We start from the raw sequence: 18,574 nt of genomic DNA, 5'->3' as shown, positions 1-18,574 counted from the left end.
GATGATGAGGACGGGGTAACCTTTACCTCGGCCATTGTCTCCGGACAGGCAGCCACCCTGAACATCGTTGCATCTGTAAACGGCCTGCTGAACGCCTGGATCGATTTTAACATGAACGGAACCTGGAGCGATCCCAACGAGCAGATTTTTACCGATCTTATGCTTGTTCCTGGAGTCAACCAGCTATCATTCCCGGTTCCCGCTTCCCTCGCGGCCGGACAAACATTTGCCCGGTTCAGGTTCAGTTCGCTGGCCGGACTTTCTTTTACAGGAATGGCCCCCGACGGGGAAGTGGAAGATTACGCCGTAAATATTGAACCCCAACCCGAAGAGTTCGACTGGGGCGATGCCCCCGACGGGCCTTACCCGACCCTGGGCGCCGGCAACGGCGCCAATCACAGGATTGTCCAGGGATATATGCTCGGCACCTCCATTGATGCGGAACCCGACGGGCAACCCGATCCGCAGGCCCTGGGCGACGACAACGACATCCTTTATCCGCCGCCCAATGATGATGAGGACGGGGTAACCTTCAACTGGCCGCTATACACAGGATCACCGGGGAAAATTACCGTTACTGTCAGCGGCGGAGGCCTGATAAATGCCTGGTTCGACTTTAACAGGAACGGAAACTGGGATCAGGCAGGCGAACACATTCTGATCGATTTCTACCTGGCTCCCGGGACACATGAGTTAGGATTTATCGTTCCTGTATGGGCCAGTGCCGGCCCCGCCTTTGCAAGGTTCAGGCTGAGTAACCAACCGGGATTGAGCTATAGCGGTCCTGCAAATGACGGAGAAGTGGAGGATTATATGATTATGATTGAGGAAAACCCCGAGCTCAAATGGAAACAACATCCTGATGCAGGAAGGAACGGACTGCATGCTCACGATTATATCAATACCTCCGGAATCACCGAAAGCATTATTCTTGCTGATGACTGGCTGTGCAATGGCGGCAGGGTGACCGGCATCCGCTGGTGGGGGAATTATGAGCTGAACGCTGCATTGCAGGAAAAACGCGGTGCCGGGATCAGCCATTTCCACCTGAGCATACATTCGGATGACCCTTCGGGGACCTGCCTGCCGGCCGATCCGGAGATTCAGGGCTTTGATGTGCCATTCGGATCGATTAACGAACAGTTTACAGGGATGCAAAGCGCTGACGGCAGCCCTGTATATGTTTATGAATATACTCTGCCCCAGGCTTTCCTTCAGGAGACTGGCAACAGATACTGGCTCGATATCAGGGCTATTGCAACAGATCCGGCCAACCCGGCCATCTGGCGGTGGCAGGAATCCATGCGTTCAATGATTCCGATCCTTTGCGGGGCCGCTACCAAAACCGAGCCGGCACCGGCCATCTGGTCGAACATCACCTGGACAGGCCCTCAGGGCTGGCTGTATACCGATCTTGCCTTCGAAATTATCAATCTGCCGGACAAGACCCTAAACCTGACATTCTATCTCGAAGGGCTTTACAACGGCAGCAATGCGATGAACAAGGCGCAGGATGTTTCGGGAGACCGGTTCGGAAGCGACACCGCCGATGTGGTAACGCTTGAATTTCATGATGCCTCCGATTATCAGTCGACCGTTTACACGGTTAACCAACTGGCTGTCAACACCGGCGGTCAGGCATCAGTCAGCACCATCCCTTACTGGCTTAACGGTAATTACTATATCACCATCAGGCACAGAAACAGCATAGAAACTACGTCTGCCAGCCCGGTTTCATTTACCGCAAACAACGTATCCTATGATTTCAGCTCTGCAGCTTCGCAGGCCTATGGCAATAACCTGAAAAACGCAGGAGGAGTCTTTGTGATTTACGGCGGCGATGTAAATCAGGACGGATCGGTGGATACCGCAGATATGACTCCCGTGGAAAACGATGCTTCGTCCTTCACTACCGGTTATACGGCAACTGATGTAAACGGCGACGGCACCGTGGATACCGGGGATATGACCATTGTCGACAACAATGCGGCAGGATTTATAAGCAGCATCACACCCTGAATAAGGAGGCTTACATATTCTCCGTGAGCTTTTTAATCAGCCGCATTTCGCTGAAGAACTCACGGAGAATAACCCTGATAACCGTGTAGGCAGGGACCGCGAGGATCATTCCGGTGATTCCGAAAAGGCTGCCTGCAATGATGATCACCAGGAATATTTCTATCGGGTGTGCTTTCACGCTGGTGGAATATATCACCGGTTGAAGCAGCATATTGTCAACCACATTGGCACCGGCAAATACCCCGGCAATGGTAAGACTTAACGGGAGGATCGCCGTGTAGGCCCCCAGTGAGAGGCTGCCGATAATGCCGATGACAATTCCAATGGTGGCACCGATCAAAGGGCCGAGATAAGGGATAATATTCATCAGCCCGCCGATGAAGCCGATCAGCAGGGCATTCTCCACGCCAAACACCGTAAGCCCGAGCGAGATCAGGGTAACCATTGAAGCTACTTCCATACACAGCCCAAGAAAATAGCGGGTGAGCAGGCGCTTTACCTCCCTCAGAATACGCGCAGCGGATTCATTGTATTTAAGCGGAACCAGCAGCATAAAGGCATTGTAAAACAACTTTTCATCCTTCAGAAAGAAAAAACTGATGAAAAGAATGGAGAATATGGCCATCATAAACGTTCCCGTGAAGGAAATAACATAATTGAAAGCATCGGCAAAAGTGGCTACGCTGACAATTGACTGCAGTCTTTCCAGCAAGGCTTCCTGCACCCCCTGCCCGGGTTGGAGTATAGACATCTGATGAAGGGCAGCATCTACCGCAGCCAATGGCTCGCGAAAAGCAAAAGCCAGGGCTTGGGTGTCGATGGCCGAAATTACCCTGGCCTGCTGGGCAATCAGCGGCACAAATATGGCAAAGAATGAAACTACCAGCAGAAGAATCAGCAGCAACGACAACAGCGCGCTGATAACATGCGGGAATTTAAGTTTCCCTATTCTTAATCCGTCAAAAAAATGCACCAACGGCCTTCCGACCACCGAAATCACAGCTGCCGCAAGGATGTAAAACACGATGTTTGAAAAATACCAGATAAACAACAGACCGGCTATCCCAAGCACGATACTGGCAATCAACTTCACGGTGCGGTTCATTTTGCGCTATTTTTATGCTAATATACTATTGATTCCTGAATTCTGGAAATGTAATCCCGGCTATAAATACTCAACCCGTTTAAAAGGAATAATTCAGGGTCAGCCGCCCCATGATGTTTTTGCCGGGCCGGTCGTAGCTGTAAGCTCCGCCACGGTACAAAACAGCAATACCAATACCTGAGAATGAAGATTTTATGATATTATTCAGGGCGAAGCCGGCTTCTGCATAACCCTTCTCCATGGTGCGAAACTGCGCGTATCTGTGTTTTTCGGGATGATCGAGGCTACCGATACCGGCGTTAAAAATCAGGGCCGGTTCCGGTTCAAAATAACCGGAGCGGAAGAGCAGTTTACCGAAATTGTGGGTAATAAACACTGCCCCGAAGCGGTCGTTCAGAAATTCCCCCGGCTTCATCGTACTGAAACTGACCGGTGAAAACAGCGAGAATCCGTTACCGGAACTTCCCCTGCCATTGACCATTTCGGAACAGGGCACTGCCTGATCAATATAGCTAGCTGCCAGCCAGACAACCGTATTACCGATGTAAGGGGTATAGAATGTCCACTTCAGGCGGAGATCAAGCCTGTTGAAATCAAATTGTCCGCCGAGGAATCCTTCGCGACCGGCCGTGTATTGAAGCCAGAGGATGGGGTAGGTGGTTCCCAGGGAGATTTGACTGTCCTTATCACGGATAAATTTCTCCCCCCAGGCAAAGCGCAACCCGGTAATGATCTTCCCGTAAGTATGGTCACTGGTCAGCACCCCTATGCCATCGGTTCCCCTGTCGAAGGCATAACCGAAACCAGGGCGCTTGTATTCCCGAACGATGCCGGCGCCCATCCTGATATACCTTAGCAACCGGAAGTCAAGCATAGCACGGTATCTTTCGGTAAGCTCCATCCGGTCAATATAAAAGCGCCTGTAATTCAGCGCGTTTAAGGGCTGGTTGTTGTCATCAAAAAAAGTAGTTCCTGCTGACTCATCCAGGTCGTTGGTATAGCTCAGGTTAAGCATCATGTTGCCATGCCGCTGCAGCCTGAACGAAAGCTCACCGCCGTATTTTGCCTGCTGATCCCCGAAGCCGTAACCCCAATAGCCTCCGGCCTGAACGATCCGTGACAGGCGGTTGCCGGTATACAGGCCGATGCCGGTATAGAAACCTTCATATTTACTGTAGCGTGACAGGCGGTTGAGATCGAGTTCTACCCAGCCCAGCGGCAGCCGCCCCGAAACCAGTGCAGCGAACCCTTTTGCCTTTTGGTCGAGCCGGTGAACCCTTCCAATACTGTCGATGGTTTGATAAGTATACCTTTCCTTAAGGCTCAGCGAGTCCCCCCTGTGATAAAACCAGAAAGTCTCGTCGCGCCCTGCCGCGTCGGGCGTTAGCTCAACGGCAATATTTCCCACCTCCCGACGGCTCAGCACCGTATCAAAAACAATATCGCGGCGATAGCTTTTACCGATACCCACAGGTCGCGACCTGTTCATATTAAGGTTATTGAAAGTGATCTCCGTCTCGAGCTGTACCGGGAACCAGTACCGCCCGTCGAGAAATTCGTACATCTGCCGGATCCTGATGCCCATTTTTTCATCCGGCCTGGCAGGTTCGGCAATCACATTCCTGATGGCCCAGCCATTGTTGCTGATATACAGCAACCCTTTCAGCCCGTCGAAATTCCTGTCAGGACGTGGTTTGTAGGCAATCACAAAAGTGGTATCGCCGGGTGTTTCGCTGTAAATCGTATCCTGAAGCGAAAAGAAATAACGCTGTTCCGAACCCCTGCTCACAGGGTTAATATAATTTGAGCCGGCGATATCAATCAATTCCCCGTAAAATGAGTTTGACTGCATGGAGGAGATCAGAAAAACGAACAAAGGGTCCTTTAATCCGGAGATGCGTGTGGCGATAACCCTGTCCTTGCTCCGGCCCGGCGCAATATACTGGTGTTCGGCCACCGACTCCATCAGGAAAAGATGCTGACGCTCAATAAATCTCAGCATCCTGATTTCAGATGAATCGGCCTCCGGACCATCCCCACTGCGCAGGGAATCGGCATCCGCCGTAAAGTACATCTTATCATAAGAGGTATAAGTATAATAAGGGATATTCTCCGGATCGTTGATTTTTCGGTTAGCCACCGTGTTGCGGATGATCCGGTGCGCGGGATTCTCCCCGGCGGCAATCAGCACTTCTGAAAGTTCAAAACCAAGACTTACCAGTTTCACCTGCACTGTTTCCTTCACCGGCTTCAGCAGCAACGGCCGGTATCCCACATAACTGAACCGCAGCGAGCGGACCGGCTCATGGCTTACCAGGCTGTAGCGGCCGTCGATATCCGTTACGCCCCCCTGCCGGCCATCGTTGATCACGATATTGACAAAGGCCAGCGGCTCAGCGGTTGCCGAATCACTTACCCTGCCGCTTATCCGGTATTCCTGGGCATGCAGCATTACAGCGCTGAAAAACAGCGGAAGAAATATGTAAATTCTGAAATTAGAAAATGATTTCACAGGATAACCTATTTACGTATCGAAAGTTACCAATATTTCTCCTCTTCGCATATTTATTTTAATGCCCTGGTAAAATTAACAATGAATTTACACGAAGTGCAGGGCAAAAATCCAAATACTGCTTAATTTTACAATTCAACACTGAAAAACATGCACCAGCGCCTCAGCGACTACTTCGGGAAACAGTGCACCGCTTTTACGGCAAATTTCGTAAAAGTTCGTGAAAACTTCGATACCGATGCCATACACGATATGCGGGTAGCCGTGAAGCGGATCCGGGCCGTGCTGATGCTGCTTGAGAAACTTGATCCGGCTTTCGATGCGGAAAAAGCCGAAGGGGAACTCAGCCGGCTTTTCAAATTATCGGGCAAAATGCGGGATGCGCAGGTGCAGCAATTACTTATACGGAAGTATAAAAGCGCGCTGAATCAGGATTTCAGCGATTTCACCGGTTACCTGGTCAGGTACGAGAAGAAGTCCATACACAGGTTTACCGGATATCTTGAAGAGCATAAGGTACGTGACTATACCGCTTCTTTTCTGCAGACAGCGGATGAAATCCCCGGGAAGAAAAAAGGGCAGGCCATTGGAGATGCCATTATGAACCTGGTAAACGAATTGCTTGAAAAATGCGGCAACCTTAAAAGCGATCAGGTACATGATGAGAACCTGCATGAAATCAGGAGAAAGCTGAAGCAATGCAATTACCTGCTGTCGGTGTTTCACCGGGACGATCCGGCCCTGCCCCGCCTGAGCCAGACGCTGAAACTGCTTGAAACGGCCAACGACCTGCTGGGTGAATGGCACGATCATGTGGTGGGTATGGAACTGCTGCGGAAATTCATCAAAAACGCGTCGAAAAACCACGCCGGACTGCCCGGGCAATACCCGGCACTGTATGAAGCCATGAAAACCCGTCGCCATACCCTGCACCTGGATGTGATAAACCTGATGGAAAAACAATTGGGGATACTTTAAACTTCGTCCGGTTGAAGGGAACAATGAATTTTCCGGACAAGCTGATATAAATCTAGGGCTTCACAGGTAAAGGAATGCCAGGAGGTCCTCCTGTGTTTTTATTTGTTCAGTTTGGGATTATTCCGGTGGCGCTCAGCATCGCGGCGGGATTTCTTTCCGAGGTTTTTCTCCAGGGCTGCCGTCAGGTCAACGCCGGTCTGGTTGGCCAGACAGATCAGCACAAAAAGCACATCGGCCATTTCATCGGCCAGGTCGGCCGCCTTGTCGGATTCCTTTTCCGACTGTTCACCGTACCTGCGGGCCATGATGCGGGCCACCTCTCCCACCTCCTCCATCAATATGGCAGTATTGGTAAGTTCATTAAAATACCTCACGCCGGTGGTGGTTATCCATTGATCAACCAGTTGTTGTGCTTCGTACAAAGTCATTTTTGGATATTTAAAGAGTTTGTAATACAAAGATACGGAAGGGGGCGCTGGTGTGCAATGCGGAGATGTGTTCGGGTGTTCAGGTATTCAGGTGTTCGGGTACTTAGTGAAGCGGAGTCCCGCAACTGCGGGATTCAGGTGCGTTCTAATGTGTAAATGTATCAATATGTATATATGTAAATGAAATCCGGGAATTTCAATGCGAAGTATCGCCTATGTATTTAAATAATAAACTGTTTAGAAATTAGTAATTAGTAATTAGAAATTCCGCAAGGCCGGGTGTTCAGGTGTGTACCAATGTGTTAATGTATTAATATGTAAATATGCAAATGAAATCCGGGAATTTCAATGCGAAGTATCGCCTTTATATTTTAATATCAAACTGTTTAGAAATTAAAAATTAGAAATTAGAAATTTATAATCCAATGTTCGGCGTAGTCTGTGACTACGTCGAAATAAGTTTGATTTATCAAAGTATAAACGTCTTTATTACACCTGACAGGATAGAAGAAAACCTGTCAGGAGAATCCTGGTGTCGGCTGGCACTCTTACATATGACCACCGGGCACTCATGATATTCATTCGTGCATTCGTGGCTTTCTTCAGCACAGTTCGGCGTAGCCTGTAACTACGTCGAAATAAGTTTGATTTATCAAAGTATAAACGTCTTTATTACACCTGACAGGTTAGAAGAAAACCTGTCAGGAGAATCCTGGTGTCGGCTGGCACTCTTGCATATGACCACCGGGCACTCATGATATTCATTCGTGCATTCGTGGCTTTCTTCAGCACAGTTCGGCGTAGCCTGTAACTACGTCGAAATAAGTTTGATTTATCAAAGTATAAACGGCTTTATTACACCTGACAGGTTAGAAGAAAACCTGTCAGGAGAATCCTGGTGTCGGCTGGCACTCTTACATATGACCACCGGGCACTCATGATATTCATTCGTGCATTCGTGGCTTTCTTCAGCCTTCTGACAGTAAAGATTTCTTCAATCCAAAATCCAATCCCGATAACGATCGGGACTGAAATCCGAAATTTCACCCTTCTTTCACTTCCAGCTTAAATCCGGTACCATGCACATTGGTGATGGAGACCGCCGGCTCATGACGGAGGTACTTGCGCAGGCGGGCGATAAAAACATCCATGCTGCGGCCGATAAAATAATCGGCATCGCCCCAGATTTCGGTGAGGGCCTGGTCGCGGGGCAGGAGGTTATTCCTGTTGAGGCAGAGCAGCCTGAGCAACGCGGCTTCTTTGGGTGTCAGTTTCTGCTCGGTGCCATTGCAGTGCAACAAAAGGTTGGAAGCATCGAAACGGCAGGAACCCAGTTCAAAAACTTCGGAGCGCGAACGCATGGTCTGGTTCATGCAGCGCTTCAGGATGGCTTCGATGCGCAGGGCAAGCTCTTCGCTGCTGAACGGTTTGGTGATGTAATCGTCGCAACCCGCTTTGAAGCCCGTTACCCGGTCATCGCTATGCCCCCTGGCGGTCAGAAAAATAATCGGTGAACGTTCATTCAGGCTCCGGATTTCCGTTGCAAGGGTAAAACCATCTTTTTTGGGAAGCATCACATCCAGAATACACAAATCAAACGCCGAATCCCTGAATTTATTCAGACCCTGTTCACCATCGGTGGCCAAAATGGTTTCATAGCCCAGCAGTTCCAGGTAATCCTGCAACACCATGCTTAGTCCGGGATCATCCTCAACCAGCAATATCTTCGCTTTCTGACTCATGGGAATTTCTGCTAATTTCGAGTTTCGGATCTATAGGTATATAAATCACAAAAGTACTTCCTTTGTTCAGTTCACTGCTTACTTTCACATATCCTCCGTGGGCTTCGGCCATTGTTTTCACATAAAACAGGCCCAGGCCGAATCCTTTGACATCATGCACGTTTCCTGTGGGCACCCGGTAAAGGTTTCTGAAAATATGCTTCATGTTTTCGTGACTGATGCCAATGCCTTTATCCTGCACCCCGACAAAAAACATATTTCCTGAAATACCGGTAGATACCATGATCTCGGGATATTCGCGGGAATACTTCGCCGCATTGTCGAGCAGGTTGTTCACCATATTTGTAAAGTGGTGATAATCAGCTTTGATGGCACATCCGGCAGCTTCCGGTTTATAAGTAATCATTCCGCCCTTGTCGCGCACGGTGAGTTCAAAGCTCTTTACGCAGGCTTTTACGGCGTCATCCGCAACAAAAGTTTTGATTTTCAAACGGTATTGACCTTTATCCAGCACGGCAATCTGCAGCACCTGCTCCACCTGCTGCTTCAACCGCTGGTTTTCATCATGTATAATCTTTGCATAACGCCGGGTCCGGGCAACAGATTCATTCACCCCGTTGTTCAGCAGCATCTCACTTGCCAGCGATATGGTAGCAATCGGCGTTTTGAACTCGTGGGTCATGTTATTGACGAAATCACTTTTCATTTCCGACAACTTTTTCTGCCTCAGAAAAGAAAAGATGGTAAATGAAAAGGCAAAGATGACAATGGCAAGCAAAATAAAAGCCAGCAGCAGGTAAGGGAATATCCTGAGCCATAGCACCCCGCGCTCCGAGGGGAAATAGACCCCAAGCATCAGTTGCTCGCGCTGATAGAGGCACGAAAGTGAAACGAAGTGGTTGGTATTTATCAGTTTATCGTGATAAGGACCGGCTTCTCCGGCAAAGAGGCTGCCGCAGGCCGGGTTGTAGACGCCCCAGTAATACTCCCGCGAAATTTCCATCCCCCCGAACTCTTCCTGCAGGAGAGAGTCAAGCCTCAGCGGATTGATGGCTGAAAGAACCTGATAGGTGCGGTGATCACAATGCTCATCACACACTGAAGGATCAGGAGCAAGGCTGTCGCGCGCATCGAACATCCGGTTCACCACACTCTTGAGGGTAACCTGAACCTTATTATCGAACTGCTCTTCCTGCAGATGCAACGCATTTTTCACCCAGTAAATCTGTATTACAATGATCCCGGCCAGGGCCAGGGAAGTAATCACAATCAGCAGGGCAACGGTTTTTTTTTGCATCCGGAAAATAATAATAATGCAAATTTAGTGTATTCGCAGCCTTGTGCCACAGGTTTTTAACATACCATTAACAGTAATTAACGGATCGTTAACAAGCCGGACCCCCGCAAACCTTTAAGTTTGCATCAAACCAAAACATAAAAGCCATGAAAAAAGCAATAATTGCATTATCCGTATTCGCTTTCCTGTTTGCCTTTTCGGGAATCAGCAGTGTTGTAAAAGCTGGTGAAATCAGTGTTTACACCGAGAACTACGCAGGCGACAAAGACCCGAAAGTTGACGGAACCAAGAAAGCAAACAAATCAGGCTGTGCAACCGAAGCCTCGAAGAGCTCATGCGGCGACAAGGCAGTAAAGACCGCCTCTAAGGGAGACTGCAGCAAACCATGTGACAAGAGCGCCAAGGCACAGAGCAGCGATTGCGGAAGCAAGAAGGCCACTACCGCCCAGGCAGTGCCTGCCTCTGAATCAAAGTAAATTAGTCCCGGTTTCTCCTTTTATCAAGCCCTGCCTCACGGCAGGGTTTTTTGTTTTTCCGCTTTTTGAAGTGCCGGGATCCTGTAACTGACTTTGCGAAAATGCTACCAAAAAGACGGCTATCGGGATTGTGGCAAAAAGACAGGGCCGTTTTTAACAAACGCCCTGCTTTTTTGACCTTATATTTGCAGAAAAAACGGAATGGAACCTGCTTCAACCCTTATTTATACCGGCGATCTTCAACTGGAGGCGACCCATGTCCGCTCGGGCCGCACCATCGTAACCGATGCCCCGGTTGACAACAACGGAAAAGGATCGGCCTTTTCGCCCACCGACCTGTTGGCTACCGCCCTGGGCACCTGCATGATTACCATTATGGGGATGCTGGCGCAGCGCTCAGGCTTCAGCATCGACGGCACCAGGGCCAAGGTTACCAAAATCATGGCCAGCGACCCGCGCAGGGTCGGCGAAGTGATTGTGGAACTCGACTTCCCGAAAAATAATTACTCCGAAAAAGAGAAACAGATGATCAGGCAGTGTGCCAAAGCATGTCCGGTGGCCCAAAGCCTTCATCCGGACCTGAAACAGACGGTGATCTTCAATTTTTAAATATTGATGCTTCTGACAGTTGCATCCTCGTAACGGAATGAAAAAACAAACCCAAAACTGATAAACCCCGGATATGGAATTTAATCTGAAACCCGGCATCGCCGGCCGGCAGGTAATCACGGTAACGGATGCCGACACGGCATCCAGTTTTGGTTCGGGATTGATAGCGGTATTTGCCACCCCTGCCATGATCGCGCTGATGGAGAAAACCGCCCAGCTGAGCGTACAACCGTTGCTGCCTGCGGGCGCCATCACCCTGGGTACCGCCGTCAGCATCACCCACACCAAAGCCACCCCCGTAGGCATGAAGGTCTACTGCGAATCAGAGCTGCTGGAAGCCGATGGTAAAAAACTGCTGTTCAGGGTAATTGCGCGCGACGAAAAGGGGGTGATCGGCGAAGGCACCCACCGGCGCTACATCGTTGATGCCGAAGCATTTATGAATAAGCTGAACAACCCGGCCTGATAGTTTTGCCTGATTCCAGAATAAGCTTTAAATATATTTTGGTCATTTGTTGCTTTGGTGGTAATCTGCACTAAGTAAAGTCACAAAGTTAATACCGGCACATCAGATTACAAAAAGACCATCCGGTTTCCAGCGCTTCCCGTTCAGGTTCTGCATAAATACCATGCATCCTTGCCGACATTTCGTAACTTTGCCGCCTGAAACCAAACCTGTAAGGCATGAGCGCAGCTTTTATTTCTCCTCAGATTTCCCTGCTGGCCAAATGCCCTGCCGGTCTTGAAGAAGTGCTCGCCACGGAGCTGAATGATCTGGGAGCCTCTAAAACTGAGATACTGTACCGTGCGGTGGCATTCGAAGGGGACAAGCGCCTGCTTTACGCGGCCAACTACCACTGCCGCACCGCGCTCAGGATTCTGCTGCCTGTCAGCCGGTTCAGCATCCTTACCGAACAGGACCTTTACACCCGCATCAAAGCCATCCGCTGGGAGGATTATTTTTCCGTTTCCGACACCTTTGCCATCGACAGCACGATTATATCTTCCGTATTTACCCATTCACATTTCGTCTCGCAGCGTGTCAAAGACGCCATTGCCGACCGCTTCCGCGAGAAAACAGGACAACGGCCTTCGGTGGATATTGAAAATCCGGATTTCCGGATAAACCTGCACATGAACAGCAACGAGGTTACGGTTTCGTTCGACAGCTCGGGATCATCGCTGCACAAAAGGGGCTACCATGTGTCGAATGCCGAAGCCCCGCTGAGCGAGGTGCTTGCCGCCGGGATGATACTGCTGAGCGGTTGGGACGGGCAAAGCAATTTTATAGATCCCATGTGCGGATCGGGCACCCTGCTTACCGAAGCGGCCATGATTGCCATGAACCTGCCAGCCGGACATTTCCGCGAATCTTTCGGGTTTATGAACTGGAAAGATTTCGACAAGGCTTTGTGGGATGACATCCTCGACGAAGCCATGGATCAGCAGCGCGACATCAACTGCATAATCAAGGGATCGGATATCTCTGAAAAAAATCTGCGTTCAGCCATGGCCAACCTCAAACAGGCCCGGCTGCATAAAGATGTAAGTCTGGAGACCATTCCCTTTCAGGAGGTAATCCCGCCCCCGGCCCCCGGGGTGATGATTACCAACCCGCCCTACGGAGAAAGGATCAGGGTGGAAGACATCACCGCCCTTTACCAGGACCTGGGCAATACCCTGAAGCGCCGGTTTACGGGCTATCAGGCGTGGGTGATCAGCTCCGATATGCGGGCGCTGAAGATGATCGGCCTCAGGCCCATGAAAAAACACATCCTTTTCAACGGGCCGCTGGAGTGCCGCTACGCCGGATTTGACCTTTACGACGGCAGCAAGAAGGCTTCAAAGCAACAGAAAGATTCTGATTAGTTTAATCCCCGGGAATCGGTCTCCCCTACTCAATCACAAACAATTCCGACCTGCTGCCCCTGGGGAGCGCCCTCACCACCGTAGCCGGACTTAGGCTGACACCCTTCCGGTCAAGCGTTTGCCGCAGGGTCTGAAGCGCCTTGTCAGGAGTGTTGTTCTCGGCACTCAGGTGGCACAACAGGATGTGCGAAATACCGGGATGATAATGGTCGGAGATAAATCCGGAGGCATGGGTATTGCAGAGGTGCCCCATTACCCCATGAACCCTTTGTTTCAGTTGCTGCGGATACCGGCCTTTCAGAAGCATCTCCTCGTCATAATTCGACTCGATAACAAGCACATTGGCCCGTCGAAGGCAGGCAGCGGCAGCTTCTCCGATTACGCCCAGATCGGTTGCCAGGGCAATGCTGCGCGAGGAATTGGCTATATGATAACCAACAGCATCCAGGGCATCGTGCGAAACAGGAAATGCTTCAACGGTAAAACCGGCAAGTGAAAAAGGCACACCGGCCTTCAAAGGACGGAACATCTCCTGATCCAGGTCAAAGGTGGTCCGGTTGCGTAAGATGCCCTTCCAGGTACCTTCGGTACAATAGACCGGCAGCCTGTATTTCTTAGTCAGTAAAGTCAGCGCCTGGATATGGTCAATATGATCGTGGGTGATGAGCACCCCGCGGATCTGCGACATGGAGAGCCCGATCTCCTCAAGCGTCTTTCTGATCCTCCGTGCACTGATGCCCGCGTCCACCAGGATTCCCTCGCTGCTGCTGCCGATAAAATAGCAATTACCGCTGCTGCCGCTAGAAAGGCTGCAGAGCTGAAGCTGAACGGGGAAAAGGGTGTTGAGGCTCAAGGATCGCGGTTTTGCTGCCTGCAAAATTAAGCTTTGTTTGTGAATGCCGGAGAAGAAATGTGTTCAAGTGTTCAAGTGTTCGGGTGTTCAAGTGTTCAAGTATTCGGGTGCGAAGCGAAGCGAAGTCCCGCAGCTGCGGGATTCGGGTACGGTCCAATGTGTAAATGTATTAATGTGTAAATATGCAAATGAAATCTTTGTCCGGCGTAGTCTGTGACTAGGTCGAAATAAATCCGAAATCTCAGGTTGGTGCGGACATCCCATCGGTGCTTGAAGCTTATCCTATCAAGGTTTAAACGGCTTTATTACACCTAACAGGTTGGAAGAAAACCTGTTAGGTGGATCTTGGTTCCGGTTGGGGCGGATACCGGCTGGTACGAGCGTCCCGTCGGTGCTTGAAGCGTAACTTATCAAGGTTTAAACGGCTTTATTACACCTAACAGGTTGGAAGAAAACCTGTTAGGTGGATTTTGGTTCCGGTTGGGGCGGATACCGGTTGGTACAAGCGTCCCGTCAGTGGTAGAAGCTTATCCTATCAAGGTCTAAACGGCCTTATTACACCTAACAGGTTGGAAGAAAACCTGTTAGGTGGATTTTGGTAGCGGTTGGGGCGGATACCGGTTGGTACAAGCGTCCCGTCGGTGGTTGAAGCTTATCCTATCAAGGTCTAAACGGCTCTATTACACCTAACAGGTTGGAAGAAAACCTGTTAGGTGGATTTTGGTGACGGTTGGGGCGAAAGCTCAGCAGAGGCAGAAAAACTATACTGCGTTTTTCGAAATCGGCTTTCGGTTAAAGATGTATACACTCATTCGAAATATTCGTGCATTCGTGGCTGACTTTAGCATTTTACCGGTGATGGATATTCAATCCGAAATCTAAAATCTAAATTCCGAAATCCAAAATCTCTCGTTCTCCGGCTCTCGCCGTCTCACGAGACAAGCAAAATCCAAAACCTTCCTTCCTGTCCATTTCTCCGCGATTCTTGTAATTTTGCAGTACCAATATATATCCGCATGATTTACCAATCCCGTGTTGTCAATATCGGGTGTCTGCCGCTGGGCGGCAGCCATCCCATCCGCCTTCAAAGCATGACCAACACAAACACCCTCGACACCCGGGCTACGGTTGAACAGGCCATCCGCATGATCGAAGCCGGAAGCGAGCTGGTACGCATCACGGCGCCGGGGCTGAAAGAAGCGACCAACCTGGGGGTGATCAAAGCGGAATTAAAAAAAAGAGGGTTTGAAGTCCCCCTGATTGCCGATATCCATTTTAATCCGGAAGCAGCCGAAATTGCCGCCCGCCTCGTAGAGAAAGTGCGCATCAATCCCGGTAATTATACCGACCGGCCCTCACCCGGAAAAACCCACTGGAGAGAGCAGGAATACCAACAGGAACTGGAGCACATCGCTGTGAAGCTGACGCCCCTGCTCGGCATCTGCCGCAACTACGGCACAGCCATCCGTATAGGGGTGAACCACGGCTCCCTGTCGCAGCGCATCCTCAGCCGTTACGGCGACACCGCTGAAGGCATGGTGCAGTCGGCCCTGGAATTCACCCGTATCTGTCATCAGCAGGGATTCCACAACCTGGTACTTTCCCTCAAATCGAGCAATGTGCGCGTGATGGTGGAGGCCTGCCGGCAACTGGCCGAACAGCTGACCCTGGAAGGGCTGAACTACCCGTTGCACCTGGGCGTAACCGAGGCCGGCGACGGGGAAGACGGCCGGCTGAAATCGGTATCCGGCATCGGTGCCCTGCTGGCCAGGGGTATAGGCGACACCATCAGGGTCTCGCTGACCGAAGCCCCCGAAGCCGAACTGCCCGTCGCCCGGGCCATCGTAAGCCGGTTTCACCAAAACCTCCCTGACGGCACCATCGCCAGACAGATACGTCCCGACCTCTCCGTAAATGGAGAAATAAGCGGAATCCGCGAAACGGTCACTTCAGGTCCGCTGGGCGGTAAAAACCCCGTGGCCGTGTTGCTGAAACAGGGAGATCAGCTGCTGCTGGCCGGGGAAAAAGGAGATTTCACCCCGCTGCCGCACCGCGTGGTGCAGGCCGGACGCCCCCTCACCGGCAGCCCTCAACCGCTGATGATCCATGCGGACGAAGCGTACCTGAATGCCCATATGCCCGCGCTGACGGAGACACTGGCAAATGACAAGACCATCGTCCTGCTGGCCGAAGCCGGGACCACACAACTGCGCCGCCTGGCAAATACCTTGCAGCACAGAAGCCTGGAAAATCCCCTGATCCTGAAAAGTCCTGTCGTTGCAACATCCCCGGAAGATCTGATTGCCGAAATCAGCCTGAACCCCGGCAACCTGCTGATCGACGGCGCCGGGGACGGCCTCTGCCTCGAAGCAAAAGGGCTCAGCACCGAAACCCTGACCACCGCCGGTTTCGGATTGCTGCAGGCCACCCGCCGGCGTATCTCACGCACCGAATATATCGCCTGTCCCTCCTGCGGCCGCACCCTGTTCCATATTGAGGAGACACTGCAACAGATCAAAGCCCGCACTGCCCACCTGAAAGGCCTGAAAATCGGGGTGATGGGCTGCATCGTGAACGGCCCCGGAGAAATGGCCGATGCCGACTACGGGTATGTAGGCTCCGGCAAAGGAAAGGTCACCCTCTATAAAGGCAAAACGCCCGTAAAACGTGGAATCCCTGAAAAAGAAGCGGTAGAAGCACTGATAGCATTGATAAAGGAAGGCGGAGACTGGAAGGAAGTTTAGGGGTGTTCGGGTGTTCGGGTGTTCTGGTGTTCGGGTGTTCGGGTGTTCGGGTGTTCAGGTACGTTGCAATGTGCTGATTTGAAAATCCCGCCTGCTGCGGGACAAGTTGTGTAAACTTGAGAATGAAAACCCCGGCGTAGTCTGTGACCAGGTTGAAACAAATCCGGAATCTCAGGTTGGCGCGGACGTCCTGTCTGTGGTCGAAGCTTATCCTATCAAGGTTTAAACGTCTTTATTACACCTAACAGGTTGGAAGAAAACCTGTTAGGTGGATTCTGGAACCGGTTGGCACGAAAGTGCCCGCCCACCACTGCTTAACACTTCCTGCTTCTTACTTCTTACTTCTTACTTCTTACTTCCCCCCCCTCTCCCTTACACCTTGTACCCTTGTCTCCTTGTCTCCTTGTCTCCCCTTCACTCCCTCTCCCCAAACTCATGGTGGTCCCGGCTTCGCTCGACCACCACTACTTGACACTACCTACTTCCTACTACCTACTTCTTACTTCATACTTCATACTTCTTACCTCTTACCTCTTACTTCCCCTCCCCTCTCCCTTACACCTTGTACCCTTGTCTCCTTGTCTCCTTGTCTCCTTGTCTCCTTGTCTCCTTGTCTCCCCTTCTCTCCCTCCCTTCTGGTACAGAGTTTCCAAATAATGATGTTTAAGAATTCACTTGAGATAAATCCGGCATCCTTCCTGAACCAGGCAAAACGCCCACATGAATTCGTCCGGTCCACCTGTGATTGTTTGGCTGATTTTTTCTAACTTGCCCCCTCATTCACCTGCATGAAAGCCTGGATTACCGAACAACCTGACAACAATATCCTCGAAACATGGGAAAAATGGTGTACCGATAACGCGCCGGTCCATTTCTTTCAGCACCCTGCATTTGCTAAACTTGTTATCAGCAGCGGGTTATACCGGCACGGACTGGCGGTGGCCCTGGAAGACGGACAGTCATGGTCTGCCGTGCTCTCCTACGTTATACTGCACGAACACGGCAGGGCTTTCCGGCGGCTGACCACCCGCACTCTTGTATATGGTGGCCCCGTATTTGCCATTGGACTGAGTGAAAATGAAAAGTCAGCAGCGGTAGCGACACTCCTCAACATCCTGAACAGCCACCTGAAAAACCGTTGTCTTTATATCCAATTCCGGAATTTCTCCGATCACACGCCTTTTGAAAAGATTTTCGCATCCTTTGGCTACCGGTTTACCGACAGACTCAACCTGCTGAAGCCAATAGAAGATCCCGCAAGGGCATTTCAGGCGCTGAGTCCGTCGAGGCGAAGACAGGTAAGGCTCAGCCGTGCCAACGGACTGATAGTCAGGCCTGCGCAGAGCATTGAAGAAATTGATCATTTTTACGCGATGCTACAGGAACTGTATCGCGACAAGGTTCGTAAACCGCTGCCACCGCCGGAATTATTCAGACAATTTTTCCTGCTCAGCCAGATCCGGTCCTGCGGCCGCATGCTGATCGCTGAGTATCAGGGCAGGCTTGCCGGAGGGATCGTCGCACCGCTTACCCCGGGCGGAAGCATCTTTGAATGGTATGTTTGCGGCCTCGACAAGGCATACCGGCCACTCGGGATTTACCCCAGCGTTGCCCTTACCTGGGCAGCCATGGAAGCAGGCATTGAAGCCGGATGTCATACTTTCGACTTCATGGGTATGGGAGTGCCTTATAAACCATACGGGGTGCGCGATTTCAAAGCACGCTTCGGCGGAAACTGGGTTAACCATGGCCGCTGGTTACGCATCAACCACCCGCTCAGCTACCGGTTGGTGGAAATTGCCTATAACCTGATGCGCAGGCTGAAAAAGGTTTAAATTATCAGCAATTTCCCATCATACAGAGCATACCCCGGGCGCCGGAAGCCAGGCTATGCCTGATTATATGGAAATCAATACACAAACGTTACCGTTCATTTGGATTG

15 protein-coding genes are annotated in these 18,574 nt (G+C 50.9%); 8 read left to right on the top strand and 7 right to left on the bottom strand.

The window, feature by feature from the left end; genetic code table 11:
- On the top strand, window positions 1-2,019 hold a 2,019-nt coding region (locus tag TBC1_RS17980), incomplete at its 5' end, for a DUF7901 domain-containing protein (RefSeq protein ID WP_201781623.1).
- A 10-nt stretch (window positions 2,020-2,029) separates the two neighbouring features.
- Here the strand turns inward: TBC1_RS17980 and TBC1_RS02555 are convergent.
- Both TBC1_RS02555 and TBC1_RS02550 read right to left on the bottom strand, forming a co-directional pair.
- A complete protein-coding gene (locus tag TBC1_RS02555) occupies window positions 2,030-3,124 on the bottom strand; it encodes an AI-2E family transporter (protein ID WP_062038068.1) in 1,095 nt (364 codons plus the stop codon).
- Window positions 3,125-3,203: 79 nt separating this feature from the next.
- Window positions 3,204-5,636, bottom strand: coding sequence for a DUF5686 and carboxypeptidase-like regulatory domain-containing protein (locus tag TBC1_RS02550; protein ID WP_062038065.1), 2,433 nt, complete (start codon window positions 5,634-5,636; stop codon window positions 3,204-3,206).
- Window positions 5,637-5,786: 150 nt separating this feature from the next.
- Between TBC1_RS02550 and TBC1_RS02545 the strand changes: the two genes are divergently transcribed.
- The gene (locus TBC1_RS02545) at window positions 5,787-6,614 is read left to right on the top strand and encodes a CHAD domain-containing protein (protein ID WP_062038063.1); all 828 of its coding nucleotides are present in this window, start codon (window positions 5,787-5,789) and stop codon (window positions 6,612-6,614) included.
- Between the two features lie 98 nt (window positions 6,615-6,712).
- Here TBC1_RS02545 and TBC1_RS02540 read toward each other — a convergent pair whose 3' ends face one another.
- From TBC1_RS02540 to TBC1_RS02530, 3 genes are all read right to left on the bottom strand, one after another.
- Complete coding sequence (locus TBC1_RS02540; protein WP_062038060.1) at window positions 6,713-7,042, bottom strand: nucleotide pyrophosphohydrolase; 330 nt, start codon at window positions 7,040-7,042, stop codon at window positions 6,713-6,715.
- Window positions 7,043-8,085: 1,043 nt separating this feature from the next.
- Window positions 8,086-8,784 carry a response regulator transcription factor gene (locus TBC1_RS02535; RefSeq protein WP_062038057.1) on the bottom strand — a complete coding sequence of 233 codons (699 nt, stop codon included), beginning with the start codon at window positions 8,782-8,784 and terminating at the stop codon, window positions 8,086-8,088.
- A complete protein-coding gene (locus TBC1_RS02530; protein WP_062038054.1) occupies window positions 8,753-10,081 on the bottom strand; it encodes a sensor histidine kinase in 1,329 nt (442 codons plus the stop codon). Before TBC1_RS02530 ends, TBC1_RS02535 begins: the two co-directional genes overlap by 32 nt.
- A gap of 146 nt (window positions 10,082-10,227) precedes the next feature.
- Here TBC1_RS02530 and TBC1_RS02525 point away from each other — a divergent pair, with 146 nt between their 5' ends.
- The 3 genes from TBC1_RS02525 to TBC1_RS02510 all read left to right on the top strand — a co-directional run bounded on the left by TBC1_RS02525 (window position 10,228) and on the right by TBC1_RS02510 (window position 11,632).
- Entirely contained in the window at window positions 10,228-10,557 is a 330-nt protein-coding gene (locus tag TBC1_RS02525) for a hypothetical protein (RefSeq protein ID WP_062038051.1), read from the top strand.
- A 201-nt stretch (window positions 10,558-10,758) separates the two neighbouring features.
- Window positions 10,759-11,166 carry an OsmC family protein gene (locus TBC1_RS02515; RefSeq protein ID WP_062038045.1) on the top strand — a complete coding sequence of 136 codons (408 nt, stop codon included), beginning with the start codon at window positions 10,759-10,761 and terminating at the stop codon, window positions 11,164-11,166.
- A gap of 73 nt (window positions 11,167-11,239) precedes the next feature.
- Complete coding sequence (locus tag TBC1_RS02510) at window positions 11,240-11,632, top strand: thioesterase family protein (protein WP_062038042.1); 393 nt, start codon at window positions 11,240-11,242, stop codon at window positions 11,630-11,632.
- A gap of 88 nt (window positions 11,633-11,720) precedes the next feature.
- Here TBC1_RS02510 and TBC1_RS18215 read toward each other — a convergent pair whose 3' ends face one another.
- Window positions 11,721-11,852 (bottom strand): hypothetical protein, encoded by a 132-nt coding sequence (locus TBC1_RS18215; protein ID WP_262490397.1) that lies wholly within the window; start codon window positions 11,850-11,852, stop codon window positions 11,721-11,723.
- On the opposite strand from TBC1_RS18215, the gene TBC1_RS02505 reads away from it, so the two are divergent.
- Entirely contained in the window at window positions 11,851-13,035 is a 1,185-nt protein-coding gene (locus TBC1_RS02505; protein ID WP_062038039.1) for a THUMP domain-containing class I SAM-dependent RNA methyltransferase, read from the top strand. The two genes, TBC1_RS18215 and TBC1_RS02505, sit on opposite strands and share 2 nt — an antisense overlap.
- A 25-nt stretch (window positions 13,036-13,060) precedes the next feature.
- Here TBC1_RS02505 and TBC1_RS02500 read toward each other — a convergent pair whose 3' ends face one another.
- Window positions 13,061-13,888: an MBL fold metallo-hydrolase gene (locus TBC1_RS02500; protein ID WP_062038036.1), complete on the bottom strand. Its 828-nt coding sequence runs from the start codon at window positions 13,886-13,888 to the stop codon at window positions 13,061-13,063.
- Window positions 13,889-14,904: 1,016 nt separating this feature from the next.
- On the opposite strand from TBC1_RS02500, the gene ispG reads away from it, so the two are divergent.
- Together ispG and TBC1_RS02485 are read left to right on the top strand one after the other, a co-directional pair.
- Window positions 14,905-16,632 (top strand): (E)-4-hydroxy-3-methylbut-2-enyl-diphosphate synthase, encoded by a 1,728-nt coding sequence (ispG, locus tag TBC1_RS02495; RefSeq protein WP_062038034.1) that lies wholly within the window; start codon window positions 14,905-14,907, stop codon window positions 16,630-16,632.
- A 788-nt stretch (window positions 16,633-17,420) separates the two neighbouring features.
- The gene (locus tag TBC1_RS02485; protein WP_062038028.1) at window positions 17,421-18,467 is read left to right on the top strand and encodes a lipid II:glycine glycyltransferase FemX; all 1,047 of its coding nucleotides are present in this window, start codon (window positions 17,421-17,423) and stop codon (window positions 18,465-18,467) included.
- The last annotated feature ends 107 nt before the right edge of the window (window positions 18,468-18,574 follow it).

The organism is Lentimicrobium saccharophilum, assembly GCF_001192835.1.
Taxonomy (GTDB): Bacteria; Bacteroidota; Bacteroidia; order Bacteroidales; family Lentimicrobiaceae; genus Lentimicrobium; species Lentimicrobium saccharophilum.
This window is presented reverse-complemented; position numbering and strand designations above follow the sequence as displayed.

Coding starts and splice junctions, on each gene's coding strand:
- TBC1_RS02525 (WP_062038051.1), top strand. CDS start 10,228: ATGAAAAAAGCAATAATTGCATTATCCGTATTCGCTTTCCTGTTTGCC.
- TBC1_RS02510 (WP_062038042.1), top strand. CDS start 11,240: ATGGAATTTAATCTGAAACCCGGCATCGCCGGCCGGCAGGTAATCACG.
- TBC1_RS02545 (WP_062038063.1), top strand. CDS start 5,787: ATGCACCAGCGCCTCAGCGACTACTTCGGGAAACAGTGCACCGCTTTT.
- TBC1_RS02535 (WP_062038057.1), bottom strand. CDS start 8,784: ATGAGTCAGAAAGCGAAGATATTGCTGGTTGAGGATGATCCCGGACTA.
- TBC1_RS02530 (WP_062038054.1), bottom strand. CDS start 10,081: ATGCAAAAAAAAACCGTTGCCCTGCTGATTGTGATTACTTCCCTGGCC.
- TBC1_RS02485 (WP_062038028.1), top strand. CDS start 17,421: ATGAAAGCCTGGATTACCGAACAACCTGACAACAATATCCTCGAAACA.
- TBC1_RS02555 (WP_062038068.1), bottom strand. CDS start 3,124: ATGAACCGCACCGTGAAGTTGATTGCCAGTATCGTGCTTGGGATAGCC.
- TBC1_RS18215 (WP_262490397.1), bottom strand. CDS start 11,852: ATGCCTTACAGGTTTGGTTTCAGGCGGCAAAGTTACGAAATGTCGGCA.
- TBC1_RS02515 (WP_062038045.1), top strand. CDS start 10,759: ATGGAACCTGCTTCAACCCTTATTTATACCGGCGATCTTCAACTGGAG.
- TBC1_RS02540 (WP_062038060.1), bottom strand. CDS start 7,042: ATGACTTTGTACGAAGCACAACAACTGGTTGATCAATGGATAACCACC.
- TBC1_RS02505 (WP_062038039.1), top strand. CDS start 11,851: ATGAGCGCAGCTTTTATTTCTCCTCAGATTTCCCTGCTGGCCAAATGC.
- ispG (WP_062038034.1), top strand. CDS start 14,905: ATGATTTACCAATCCCGTGTTGTCAATATCGGGTGTCTGCCGCTGGGC.